We start from the raw sequence: 12022 nt of genomic DNA on the forward strand, positions 1-12022 counted from the left end.
CAGCCCCTCCTGGTTCCCGTCGTGGTTTCGGTGGAATCACACCGGCGGTGCCTGGAACAGCCCCTTGTCGGGATCGTTGAACGACTTGCGGGCGACGAACTCGTCCATCGGGTTCGCCGTGCCCCACTGGTCGGAGACCATCGGATCGGTGAAGTCGTGCAGCCCCGGGTGCCAGGTGTCCTCGTCGAGCCGGTCCAGTTCGGTGGTGTACTCGACGGTATTGCCCTGCGGATCGAGGAAGTACGAGAAGGTGTTGTTGCCCGCCCGGTGCCGCCCCGGTCCCCACACCTTCTCCACTCCGGCACGCATCAACCTGCCGGAACCACGCATGTATTCGTCGATGCCGCGCATCTCGAAGCTGGCGTGGTGCAGTGAGGCGTGCGGGCAACGTGCCACGGCGAAGCTGTGGTGCCAGTCGTTGCACCGCAGGAACCACATCATGCGGCCGTTCTCCGGATGCATCAACACGTCTGACAGCGCGAAGTCCAGGTGTCGCTGGTAGAACTCGACGGTGGCCTCCGGCTGCGCGGAGTTGACCACGACGTGGGAGAGCCGGACCGGCACCGACTCGGCCTCCTCGATCCTGCGGTGGGGACGCAGCGCCACGTCGGTGGAGATCTCGACGGTGCGGCCCTCGTTGTCGAAGAACCGGAAGCCGTAGCCGCCACCCGGTGTGCCGACGGGTCCCGGTTCGGAGATCAACCGCACCCCCTGCTGTCCCAGCCGTACCGCCAAGGTGTCGACATCCGCCGCGTCGGCCGCGCCGAAGGAGATGAGGTCGATCCGCTTGTCGGCCGCCTTGCGCAGCCGCACCACGTACTGCTCCGGCGATCCCTCCGCCGCCAGGAAGCTCACCCCCGTGTCGGAGGCGACCTCGGTCAGCCCCCACAGGTTGCGGTAGAACTCCAGCTCCCGGTCGAAGTCGGGGACGGCGATGGCGACGTGCCGCAGATGTGTGATCAGGCGATCCATGGGAATCCCTCCCGCGTTGTACGAGCGTTGTCGTGTCTCCCGGGCTCACTCGACGCGCCGAGCGAGACCGAGCAGTTCGGCGTTGCCGGTGCGGATGGCGTGCTGGTCCGTCGCGGACAACTCGGCATCGGTGAGGCGGGCGACCGGATCGGGCACCCCCATGTCGAAGGGGTGGTCCGAGCCGAGCAGTATCCGGTCGGGGCCGACCTCGGCGACCAGCGCGCGCAGCGCCCCGGGGGTGTGCACCAGCGAGTCGAACCAGAGGTCGCGCAGGTAGCTGCTCGGGAGCCGTTCACAACCCCGTGCGTCGGGGCGCACCCGCCAGGCGTGGTCGGAACGGCCGAGGTAGGTGGGCAGGTAGCCGCCGCCGTGGGCGGCCAGCACCCGCAGTCCGGGATGCCGGTCCAACACTCCCGAGAAGATCAGGTGCGAGAGGGCGACGGCGTTCTCCACCGGCTGACCGACGGTGTTGGCCAGGTTGAAGCGGTCGAGCCGGTCACCGAGCGTGCAGCCGAACGGGTGCAGGAAGACCAGCGCGCCACGCCGCGCCGCACGAGCCCAGAACGGTTCCAGGCCGGGGTCGGAGAGCTCGACGGTGCTGCCGTCGGCTCGTGGGGCGTGCGAGGAGATCTCCACGCCCACCAGCCCAAGGTCCAGCGCCTCGTCCAGCGCCGGGACCGTCATCTCGGGGTGTTGCAGGGGCACCAGGCCGAGACCGCGGAACCGTGCCGTGTCCTGGGCGACCGTGGCGGCCATAGCATGATTGGCCGTCGAGACCACCGTCCACGCCAGATCCGGTTCGGCCCAGTAGTGGTACTGCGACGGCGACGGCGACAGCAGCCGCACGTCCACCCCGACGGCGTCCATGTCGGACCGTCGCACGTCGGGGTCGGTCAGCTGGGGGATCCGCTCGGCGACCATGCGCGCGGAGATCTCGCTCGACTCGGTGCCCTGGCGGGTCCGCTCCAGCCGCTGCTGGGCGCGCAGTCCGGACTCTCCGGCCACTGCCTCCTCGACCTCGCCGAGAAGCACGTGCGCGTGCACGTCGACGACGGGGTGCTGTGCCACCCCGCTCATGCCGGTTCCCCCACGACGCGCGCCACCCGGTCCATCAGTGCGGGGACGTCGCCCTGTTCACCGTCGAGCAGCCACTGCCCCAACCGGACGGAGGCGTCCACCACGGTGCGGGACCGTTCGAGCCTGCGTGCGGTGAAGGCCGTCCACAGTTCCTCGTCGATCCGGTCAGCCCCGGTCAGCAACTCGGCGAGCACGGCCGCGTCCTCCAGCGCCAGGGCCGCGCCCTGGGCCAGCGTGGGTGGGCAGACGTGCACGGCGTCGCCGATGAGCACCACCCGGCCGCGGTGCCACGGCCCGTCCAGCAGGTGTGTCTCGAACCACGTGTAGTTGATCCGGGAGGGATCGTCGAGGTGGGGCCGGATCTCGTCCCACGGCCCGTGGTAGTGCTCGGCCAGCCCTCGCATCACCGCGAGGCGTTCTTCAGGGGTGAGACCGCCGCGGTCCCGGGCGTCCTCGACCAGGTAGGCGTAGAGGCTGTCCTCGGTGACCGGGCAGTACCCGGCGATGTAGGCCGCCCCGTCGTAGTAGAGGTCAGTGTGGGTGACGCTGGCCGGTCGGGGGGTGAACGCGCGCCAGATGCCCATGCCGGTGGGGCGGGTCTCCAGCTCGATCCCCAGCATCCGCCGGACCGACGAACGCACCCCGTCGGCACCGATCACGAGGTCGTAGCGGCCCGAGACCTCGCCGTCGAAGCGGACCAGCACGCCGTCGTCATCCTGCTCGATCCCGGTGCAGCTGGTGCCGAGCCGGACGTTCACCCCCGCTTCGATCGCCCGGTCGGTGAGGACGCGCGCCAGGTCGGGGCGGTACATACCGACCGTGGCAGGCAGGTCGTCACCACCGGTGCGGGCATCGGTGATCTCCTCCAGCAGCTCCCCCGACGGGGCACGCAGCCCCAGCGAGGCGAAGGGGTAACCGCGGCGTCGGACCTCCTCCCACACACCGAGCCGCCGCAGCACGCGCAGCGCGTTCCCCTGCAGGGTGATTCCCGAGCCGAGTGCGGTGATCTCGCGATTGGTCTCGACGAGTTCGACGTCGACGCCCTGCTCGGCGAGCAGGACGGCGGTGGCGGTCCCAGCGGAACCACCGCCGACGACGAGTACGGAACGAACGGCGGGCATCATGTTACTCCTACTTGACGGCCAACGGGTTGACGGGGGAGCCGACGGCTCCGGTCACGGGCAACGGCGCGGCGGTGAGCCAGAACGCGAAGCGGCCGTCCGCGGCGCAGTCGGCGGCCAACTCGTCGAGGTCCCACATCTCGCCGATGAACAGCCCGATGTGCGGGATCGCCACCTGGTGCAGCGGCTGGAAGGCCTCGTCGAACTCGTTGGGCCGCACCTCGAAACCCCACGTGTCGGTGGCGATCGCGGCGATCTCCGTGTCGTGCAACCACTCGGCGGTGGTGAACGACAGACCGGGTGCTGGTCCACCCGCGTAGCTTCCCCACCCCTCGCGGCGAGCGCGGGTGAGCCGGCCGGTTCGTACGCACAGCAGGTCGCCCCGTCCGACGGTCACGCCGTGCGCCGCGGCGGTGCGCTCCAGCAGCTCGGTGGTGACGGCGAACCCGTCGGGCAGCTCGCCCTCGTCACCGAAGACGCGGCCCACGTCGAGCAGCACTCCCCGGCCCGCGATGTGGGCGGCGGCCGTCTCCATCCCGGTGACCTGGTCGCCCTCGCTGGTGACGACCTCCTCGGCACGGCGGCGGTTGTAGGCCGTTCCGTGGTCGAAGATGTGCCCCAGGCCGTCCCACTGGGTCGAGCACTGCAACGGCATGAACACGACGTCGTCGGCGCCACCGAGCCCGTGCGGGAATCCCTGACCACGTGCGGCGTCGAGGCCGGTGTCGAGCATGGTGTGGACCGGGTTGGTGCGGCGCCGCCACCCGTGCTGCGGGCCGTGCGTGTCGAACCGCTGGGACAGCGAGAACACCGTGCCGCGACGCACCTGCCGGGCCCCTTCGACGCGGTTGTCCTCGGAGAGGAAGTTGAGGGTTCCCAGCACGTCGTCGGCTCCCCATCGGCCGGCGTTCGAGCAACGCGCCGCCGCGGCGGCGATGGCGCTCTCCGGATCGGCCCGGTCCATCACGCCTCCTCCACGACGCAGGGGGTGCGTTGGGTCCCCAGCCCGGTGATCGTGCTCGTCATGACGTCGCCCGGGCGCAGCAGCCGACCGTGGTGCAGCCCGTTTCCGGCCGGGCTGCCGGTGAGGACCAGGTCGCCGGGAAGCAGTTCGACCGTCCGGGAGGCGGCGGAGACGAGCGCGGCCACATCGAAGATCATGTCCTCGGTGGATTCGTCCTGCATGACCTCGTCGTTGAGCTCCAGCGTCAACCGCAGGTCACCGGGGTCCACGAACTCCGACGGCACCAACCACGGACCGGTCGGCAGGAATCCCGGGGCGTTCTTGGCGCGCAGCCAGTCGGTGCCGATCTCGGGCATGTCACCTCGGAACACCAGGTCCCGCGTGGTCAGGTCGTTGGCGATCGTGTAGGCGGCTACGTGGCGCGGAGCCGATTCGCGATCGACCCGGAAGGTCCTGCGGCCGATGACGGCGGCCAGTTCCAGCTCCCAGTCGTGCTGCTCGGAGTAACCCGGCAGCACCACCTCGTCATAGGGACCGGTGACCGCACCGGGCAGTCCGGCGAACAGGTACGGTTCCCCCTCCATGGCACGGCGGTCCATCATCGCGGTGGTCTCCGCCCGGACCTGCTGTTCCGTGCGCTCGGGACCGAGCTCGGCGTGCTTGACGGCCAGGTCGATGACGTGGGTGCGGTAGTTGGCTCCGGCCTGCACGATCTGCCTGGGGCGCAGCGGGGCGCGCACCGACAGCTCAGCCAGCGGGCACCAGCGGGAGCTGTCCGAGTCCGCGGCCAACTCCGCGAGTCGCGGCGAAACCGCGTCCCAAGCTTCCACGATGGACAGCACGTTGCCCGGGATTGCCGGGGTGTGCGACAGGTTCAGGGTCCGGTCACCGACCACGAGCCCGGGGAACTCCTCGTTCCCCGCGGCGAACGTGCCGAGCGCGAACGGACTGCCGGCCTCAGCCAAGACTGCGTCCTTTCGTCTTCGTAACGACACGTTTACTCTGAAACGCCACCAAGGCATCACGGAAGATGAATCCGCGTATACGGGAGATCGACGCCATCGATAGGAAAGCCCTGGCGAACCTGGATCTGAACCTGCTGGTGTCGCTGCACCACCTGCTGCGGGAACGCAGCGTCACGCGGGCCGCCCAGCGCATGAGCCTCGGACAGCCCGCGTTGAGCGCCGCCCTGGCACGGCTGCGGCGGCACTTCGGTGACGAGCTGCTGACCAGGGTGGGCAACCACTACGAGCTCACCCCGCTGGCAGTGCGGTTGAGGTCGCGCACCGAAACAGCGCTGGCCGGAGTGGAGCGCGTTTTCACCAGCGAACCCGTCTTCGACCCAGCCACCTCGCAGGCGACCTTCCGGGTGCTGGGATCCGACTACGCCATGTCGCTGCTCGGCGGGCGTGTCGGTCGGTTGCTGGCCGAGCGGGCTCCGAACGTGCGGCTGCGGTTCGAGCTGCACACCCCGAGCGTGATCGACCGGGCGGACGAGGTGCTGCGCGACGTCGACGCGCTGCTGCTGCCGCACGGTTTTCTCAACGACCTGCCGAACCTGGACGTCTTCTCGGACAGCTGGGTCTGTCTGGTGGCCGAGGACAACCCCCACGTGGACGAGGAGCTGACGATGGAGCAGCTCGCCGAGCTGCCGTGGGTGCTGACCTACCACTCCCCCTCGGCGTTCACCCCGGCGGCGCGCCAGTTGCAGATGCTCGGCGTCGAACCGGACGTGCGGGTGGTGGTGGAGAGTTTCCTGGCGCTGCCGTCGTTCATCGCGGGCACGAACCGCATCACCCTCACACAGGCCAAACTGGCTCCGCTGCTCACCGCGGCGGGTGAGGTCCGCGCGGTGCCCTGCCCCTACGAGACCGTGCCGCTGGTCGAAGCCCTGTGGTGGCACCCCACGCACGACAGCGATCCCGAGCACGTCTGGCTGCGTTCGGTCTTCGCCGAAGCGGGTGAACAACTCTTCGGGGCCACCGGTTGAGCGGACCGGCGGACTCGGGGCGGGGTACTCGCCGGTGATGAGTGCAGCGTCGAGGACGTGCTCGACGGTCATCGGGCCCTCAGCCGGGATCGGCTCCCGGTGTGGGGGCGACATCGAACTCGTCCAGCCGCCAGCGGAGGGCGACAGGGCTTGCTCGTGGATGTGACGACGCGCGTATTCGATGATCGGCCCATGGGTGCGAACCGCACGTTCAGACTACCGGAATCCTCACGTACGGGACGACCCCGATTCCGGGGCCACGACCCGCTGGCCACTTCGACAGTGGAGGTACGCAAAGGACTGCGCTCGCTTGCTCCGGCCAGAATCCGTCGCGGACGCGTCCGACCGGGCTCGGCCAACGATACACCACGGAGATCGTGTCCCCCGATACGGCACGACCGTGGACAGCGGCTTCGGAATGGGGGTCGGGCCCGAGCGGTGCGCCCTCCTCGGGCCCGAACCGGTCGCTCCTACCGCTCGCCGTGCAGGCTGGTCGTGTAGTAGGTGGTGGTCGTGGGGCTGGTCAGGACCGCGTCGAACGCTTGGGATACGGGAGTGGACAGGCTGGAGCTCTGGGTCCGGATGCTGTCCAGTCCTTCCGAGGGAGCGCCACGGAGGTCGGTGAGGCTGATGTCGGCGCCGTACCCTGCGTCGATGACGGCGGCCTCGACACTTCCGGGCTCTGGGGTATCGAGGCGTTCCTCGGTGACGGTGAAGCCTCCTTCGGCCCCCTCGGTCGGATGCATCTCGGCGACGTGCTCGGCGGTGTGGGTCTGAGCCAGCGCCCGGTAGTCGTCACCGAGCGCGCGATGGAGATAGTAACCCATGGGCAGGACGGCGAGTTCGCCGTCGAAGTACACGGGAGTCTTCTGGATGTGATTGTTGTGGGCGGCCAGCACGATGCGCGTGCCGGGGTCGGCACGGTCGAGGTGCCAGTGCAGCGATTCGGCCATGTAGTGTTCCCTGACCGCGGCGTCCCCTTCCCGCCCCCGGCCCGCGAAGAGGTCGCTCATGGCGGTGAACATGTAGTCGGCGTGCAGAGCCGCCTCGAGGTGACGCAACGCGAGGTCGTAGCCGGCCTGGTCGCTGCGTGAGACGTACAGCGGTTCCAGCGAGCGGAACCGCAGCAGCAGCCGTGTCAGCGAGGCGGTCAGCGCGTCCTGGTCGGCGCCGTCCAGTTGTGCCCATTTCGGGGCGGCCACGGCCACCGAGGTTCCGGTGAACCGGTCGGCGACGGCCAACGCCCGCTCGACCAGGCCGAGGACCTCGGGGTCCACCTCGCGCAGGTAGTCGGCCAGCGGTTCCAACGCCGGGCGCAACCGGCCGCCGGCCGTGGGAGTGTCCACGCCGACGAAACGCAACGGGTGTGCGCTGGTGCGGTTGTGTCGGCGCAGCCAGTGCACCAGCTGTGGGTTCACCCCGGCGTTCGTGGTGCCACCCACCTCGGCCAGATCAGCGTCGTCACCGTGGCCCCGCAGCCAGCGGTCCAGGGCCGCGGCTTCGCTGAATCCGAACTCGAAGGCCACGACAGTGAATCCACAGCGTTCGGCCAAAAAGCGCAGCACCCGCTGTCGGGCGCGGGTGAACTCGCCGACGAAGTGGGCACCCTCGCCCAGAGCCACCACTCGTGCGTCGCCGACGATGTCGCGCAACGGTTCGAGATCGTCCAGCGGCGCGTCCACATCGAGACCACGCAGGGTGCTGGTGTGCTCGCCGAACCAGTCGGACAGCGAGGCAGCGGAACGAGACATACGGTCAGTCATCAGTCACTCAACTCTCGGTGCGAAGACGAAACACGATCACCGAACGGGGAGGAGGACTCGACCCAATTGGCCACGAAAAACGAGTGGCGGGGCCACGGCCCGGCGCCACCGAACCGGAGGGGACATCACTCCGGCCGTCCGCACTCCCCGAGAGGAGTGCCTCAGAGGAACAGACTTCCCGTAGGCATGGCACAACTCTAGCAGTCGCTGATCGTCCCGCCCCGACCACCACCCGTGCTCGTCCCTGGAACACACCACCACCCGCGCGGGAGTTCCCCTCCGGCAGGGGCATGTCGGCGAATTTTCGTGATCAGTAGGATTCGAGACGTGGAGGGCAGGACGGCAGTGGTGACCGGCGCCGGCAGCGGGATCGGGCGCGCACTGGCCCGGAGACTGGCCGAGCGGGGAGCGCACCTCGTGCTCGCCGACACGGATTCCAGCGCATTGAGCGATGTCTCGAAGTCGCTGGGGGCGCGAGCGGTTCCCACCGACGTCGCCGTGCCGGAAGCGGTCGAGGCGCTCGCCCAGGCCGCCGGTGACGCTCGGTTGGTGTGCCTCAACGCGGGCATCGTGGGTCGTGACCTCGGCGCGCCTTGGGAGGTGACCGCCGACGACTGGGACCGGGTGTTCGCGGTGAACGTCGGCGGCGTCGTCAACGGGTTGCGCGCGTTCGTACCCCGGTTGCTGGCCGCGGATCAGCCGGCGCACATCCTGATCACCGGCTCGTTGGCCGGGGCCACGACATTTCCCGGCGGTGGTGCCTACGGTCCTTCCAAGCACGCTGTCCACGCCGTCGCCGAACACGCCGCGATGGTGCTGGCCGGCACCCCGGTCGGGGTGAGCATGGTCTGCCCCGCTCTCGTCTCGACCGGCATGTCCGGCGAAGGTACCGATCCATCGACGGTCGCCGCGCGGGCCCTGGCCACGATCGACGACGGGACGTTCGCCGTGCTCCCGGCCGAGTGGCACGACGCCGTCGTCGACGCCGCCACACGCCTCACCTCCGGTCAGTACCCCGAACCACCTCACCCCGGCGCCGCACGATGACCACCTCGTCGCACTGAAACGGTGGGTCACGTACGCAGTGCTCGCAGGCCGGTGGTGCCGCCGCCCCACCGGGATCGCTGCGCTCCGCCGCTCAGGACAGCTTCAGCGGTAGGGAGCGCTTCGAGCGAGCTCCGCACGAAATCCCTTCGGACCACGCGGCGCGACGCCCGGGACGAAAGCAGCGTCCCGGGGACGGGACGGCAGACCGTCGCGACGTGACTTCCGGCAGCTCGACGGACGGGCACGGGGAACTGGTGCGAGGACTCCCGGCACGGACGGCTCGACAGCGGCGATCCGGTCGTCGAGGAACGTCGAACCCGAGCACGAGCTCACCCAGAACGCCCTCGCCTGCGGGGCTCGGCCACGGCGGCCGTTATGCTGCCCGGCGATGACCACTTCGGCCTCCTCCTCGGAAGCAGATCAGCCGGCCTCGGTCGGCCGACTGGCCACCGCGCTGCAAGCGCTGGACCACTACCGCGGGACGAACACCCCGGACGAACACACGGCGGCGGCCGAGCGGCTCGGCGGCGAAGCGGTCTACCGCGCCTACCTGGCCAACGCGCTGCTCGGCGCGGCCCAGCTCGAAGCGCTCCTGAACGAATCCGTCGAGTTCGACGCCGAACAACGCAGCGCCATCTACCTCCAGCAGCAGCAGACCGCCGGCGTCACCGGCGACCAGACCAGCATGCTGGAATTCCTGCGGTGGCAGTTGCTGCGGATCGCCTCCCCGCTGCGGGAGAACGCCCGAACCGAGCAGGCCGGACCCGTCCCGGTGGCCGCCGCCCAGACCGCCGAAGGGCTGGATCGGCTGCTGGCCGTGAGCGCGGCGAGCCACACCCTCACCGACCAGGCCGACATCGACTCGGTCGCCGAACAGCTCGACACGGCGCACCAGGCACTGAGCAGCGCTGTCGAGAACATCGATCGACTGCGCGCGCTGACCGAGCGGGCCCGCTCCGGGACGGAGACCGAGGATTCCGAGTCCTGAACCGGCCGAGCGGACCCGACGCGGCTGCGGCGACTCGAAGCACACCACCCGAGCGGTCGGCACCACCGTCGAGCCGCCCACGCGCGTCCCCGTGGGCGGGACCCGGATTCGTGGTGCCCGGTCACGGATGAGCTCCGGTCGAACGAGCACCTCACATCGGACGGGCTCGGAGCACACCGGGAAACGGTCGAGTACGTAGGGACACGGCCGGGAATCTGAGTATTCGTACTGTTCCCGCACCGACGCCTCGCACACCATGTTGAGGACATGTCCGAGCCGGAGCACCCCACCCTGGAAGCGGTCGCCGAAGAACTCACCGAGATGAGCCGACGGCTGGATCGCCTCGCCGGTGCCGTGCGGCTCCAGACGAACCCGCCCGCACAACACTTCCCCGGGGAACAACGGCTCTCGGAACCACCCGCCGCTGCCCCACCTCCACCACCGACCATCGCCCCCTCCTCTGTCGGGGCGGTATGGCACGCACCGCCGGTGCCCGACCAAGGCGCCGTCCCGGACGAGGAGCGGCGAGTCCCGGAATCCCGGCCGGTGGGACACGGATGGACCCCGAGCAGGCTGCTGGCCTGGACCGGCGGGGCGGTGACGCTGCTCGGCGTGGTGTTCCTGCTGGTGCTCGCGGTCCAACGTGGTTGGCTCGGCCCCGTCACGCGGGTGCTCGGTGGTGCCGGTCTGGGAGCGGTGCTGCTGGCGGCCGCTTTCCGCGTGCGCGGCGGACCAGGCGGCACGTCCGGCGGTTACGCGCTGGCCGCGACGGGCTTCGCGGTGTTGTACCTGGACGCGGTGGCGGCGACCGTCCTGTACGACTACCTGCCGGTATTCGGTGGTCTCACGGCGGGCTTCGTCATCGCAGGCGGCGGGTTGCTGTTGTCCGACCGGTGGCGGGCCCAGCCGGTGGCCGTGGGAGTGGTGGCGGGCTGCGCGGTGTGCGCGCCGCTGGTCACCGGCGAGCCGAACGCGGTGCTGGTCGGCTTTCTGGCGCTGTTGCACCTGGTGGCCACTCCGGTGCAGCTCCGGCACGGGTGGAGGCAGCTGGCCGGAGTCGCCGCGTTGCCCGTGGTGATCGCCGCCGTCCTCGCCGACGTCTGGGCGATGCTGACCGGGACCGACCACCTCGCCGTGGTGTTCGTGGTGAGCGCCGCCTCCCTGCTGGGGGTGGTGGTCGCCACGTTCACCTCCGTCCTCCGGCCGGAGGACAACACCGCGACCGCCGCGCTGGTGGCCGCACCGGTACCGGTCCTGCTGACCACCCCGCTGCTGCAACGTCCGTTCGCGGCCGCGCTCGCCGCTGGCGTGGCCGCGGCGCTGGCCGTCCTGTGGGGCTCGCGTTTCCTCCTGAACTGGCATGACCGGCTGCCCGCGCAGTTCACCACCGCGGCGGGCGGAATCGCGGCGGTTGCCGCCGTACAGTCCACGATGACCTCGCTCGACGCCTCGGCTTGGGCCACTGCGCTGCTGTGCGAGGCGCTGCTGCTGACCCTCGGGGCGTTGTGGCTGCGCGGCCCCGGTGTGCTGCTCGGGGCGTTGTGCTACGCGACGCTCGGTACGGTGATGGCGCTGTACCACGACGTCCCGCCACGGCACCTGGTGCTGGTGTCGCACTCGGCGGGCGCCGCCGGAGTTCTGGTGGGCGCGCTGACCGCACTGGTCGCGGTGGCGATTCCGATCACGGGGGTTCGCCTCGGTGTGCTGTCCCGCCCGCCGGCGGCGAAGACCTTGTGGAGCCTGGCGGGAGTCCTGGTGCTGTACGGCACGGCCAGCGCGACGATGGCGCTGGTGTCGCTGTTCCAGCCGGATCGTTCCGGATTCCTGCTCGGACACGTGTCGATCACGTTGAGCTGGGTGGTGGTAGCGATCGCGCTGCTGCTGCGGGGGATCAGGCTGACTTCGCTTCGCGTCGCGGGCATGGTGCTGCTTTCCGTGGCGCTGACCAAGCTGTTCCTGTTCGATCTGGCCACGCTGGACGGCTTCGCGCGAGTGGTGGCGTTCCTGTGCACCGGTCTGGTGTTGCTGGCGGCCGGGGTACGTTACGCGCGTTCGGTGAGCACGGACTCGACTGCCGGATGAGCTCGTACCTCGGGGCTC

The 12022-nt window shown here is 69.9% G+C and carries 10 protein-coding genes; 4 read left to right on the top strand and 6 right to left on the bottom strand.

Going from position 1 to position 12022, the window contains the following annotated elements; translation table 11 throughout:
- Positions 1 to 36: 36 nt before the first annotated feature.
- The 5 genes from BLQ75_RS06900 to BLQ75_RS06920 are packed head-to-tail and all read right to left on the bottom strand — an operon-like array spanning position 37 to position 5099.
- Positions 37 to 972, bottom strand: a complete 936-nt coding sequence (locus BLQ75_RS06900) for a VOC family protein (protein ID WP_092599468.1) — start codon at positions 970 to 972, stop codon at positions 37 to 39.
- A 45-nt stretch (positions 973 to 1017) separates the two neighbouring features.
- Positions 1018 to 2049, bottom strand: coding sequence for an amidohydrolase family protein (locus tag BLQ75_RS06905; RefSeq protein WP_170837367.1), 1032 nt, complete (start codon positions 2047 to 2049; stop codon positions 1018 to 1020).
- Positions 2046 to 3170, bottom strand: coding sequence for an FAD-dependent oxidoreductase (locus BLQ75_RS06910; RefSeq protein ID WP_092599471.1), 1125 nt, complete (start codon positions 3168 to 3170; stop codon positions 2046 to 2048). The genes BLQ75_RS06905 and BLQ75_RS06910 overlap by 4 nt, the downstream gene beginning before the upstream one ends.
- 10 nt (positions 3171 to 3180) lie before the next feature.
- Positions 3181 to 4134, bottom strand: coding sequence for a cyclase family protein (locus tag BLQ75_RS06915; RefSeq protein WP_092599474.1), 954 nt, complete (start codon positions 4132 to 4134; stop codon positions 3181 to 3183).
- Positions 4134 to 5099, bottom strand: a complete 966-nt coding sequence (locus tag BLQ75_RS06920) for a fumarylacetoacetate hydrolase family protein (RefSeq protein WP_211481203.1) — start codon at positions 5097 to 5099, stop codon at positions 4134 to 4136. Before BLQ75_RS06920 ends, BLQ75_RS06915 begins: the two co-directional genes overlap by 1 nt.
- A gap of 65 nt (positions 5100 to 5164) precedes the next feature.
- Between BLQ75_RS06920 and BLQ75_RS06925 the strand changes: the two genes are divergently transcribed.
- The gene (locus tag BLQ75_RS06925) at positions 5165 to 6124 is read left to right on the top strand and encodes a LysR family transcriptional regulator (RefSeq protein ID WP_170837368.1); all 960 of its coding nucleotides are present in this window, start codon (positions 5165 to 5167) and stop codon (positions 6122 to 6124) included.
- 470 nt (positions 6125 to 6594) lie between these two features.
- On the opposite strand, the gene BLQ75_RS06930 is transcribed toward BLQ75_RS06925, so the two are convergent.
- Complete coding sequence (locus BLQ75_RS06930; RefSeq protein WP_244515288.1) at positions 6595 to 7887, bottom strand: erythromycin esterase family protein; 1293 nt, start codon at positions 7885 to 7887, stop codon at positions 6595 to 6597.
- A 327-nt stretch (positions 7888 to 8214) separates the two neighbouring features.
- Here BLQ75_RS06930 and BLQ75_RS06935 point away from each other — a divergent pair, with 327 nt between their 5' ends.
- From BLQ75_RS06935 to BLQ75_RS06945, 3 genes are all read left to right on the top strand, one after another.
- Positions 8215 to 8934, top strand: coding sequence for an SDR family oxidoreductase (locus BLQ75_RS06935; RefSeq protein ID WP_244515289.1), 720 nt, complete (start codon positions 8215 to 8217; stop codon positions 8932 to 8934).
- A 388-nt stretch (positions 8935 to 9322) separates the two neighbouring features.
- Positions 9323 to 9922, top strand: coding sequence for a DUF6245 family protein (locus tag BLQ75_RS06940; RefSeq protein ID WP_092599483.1), 600 nt, complete (start codon positions 9323 to 9325; stop codon positions 9920 to 9922).
- A gap of 267 nt (positions 9923 to 10189) precedes the next feature.
- Positions 10190 to 12004 carry a DUF2339 domain-containing protein gene (locus BLQ75_RS06945; protein WP_092599486.1) on the top strand — a complete coding sequence of 605 codons (1815 nt, stop codon included), beginning with the start codon at positions 10190 to 10192 and terminating at the stop codon, positions 12002 to 12004.
- The last annotated feature ends 18 nt before the right edge of the window (positions 12005 to 12022 follow it).

Origin of the sequence: Actinopolyspora xinjiangensis (genome assembly GCF_900104475.1) — a bacterium.
Lineage (GTDB): Bacteria > Actinomycetota > Actinomycetes > Mycobacteriales > Pseudonocardiaceae > Actinopolyspora > Actinopolyspora xinjiangensis.

Bases quoted from the DNA above. Each gene is read 5' to 3' on its own strand.
- BLQ75_RS06925 (WP_170837368.1), top strand. From the start codon at position 5,165: ATGAATCCGCGTATACGGGAGATCGACGCCATCGATAGGAAAGCCCTG.
- BLQ75_RS06940 (WP_092599483.1), top strand. From the start codon at position 9,323: ATGACCACTTCGGCCTCCTCCTCGGAAGCAGATCAGCCGGCCTCGGTC.
- BLQ75_RS06930 (WP_244515288.1), bottom strand. From the start codon at position 7,887: ATGACTGACCGTATGTCTCGTTCCGCTGCCTCGCTGTCCGACTGGTTC.
- BLQ75_RS06915 (WP_092599474.1), bottom strand. From the start codon at position 4,134: ATGGACCGGGCCGATCCGGAGAGCGCCATCGCCGCCGCGGCGGCGCGT.
- BLQ75_RS06900 (WP_092599468.1), bottom strand. From the start codon at position 972: ATGGATCGCCTGATCACACATCTGCGGCACGTCGCCATCGCCGTCCCC.
- BLQ75_RS06945 (WP_092599486.1), top strand. From the start codon at position 10,190: ATGTCCGAGCCGGAGCACCCCACCCTGGAAGCGGTCGCCGAAGAACTC.
- BLQ75_RS06910 (WP_092599471.1), bottom strand. From the start codon at position 3,170: ATGCCCGCCGTTCGTTCCGTACTCGTCGTCGGCGGTGGTTCCGCTGGG.
- BLQ75_RS06905 (WP_170837367.1), bottom strand. From the start codon at position 2,049: ATGAGCGGGGTGGCACAGCACCCCGTCGTCGACGTGCACGCGCACGTG.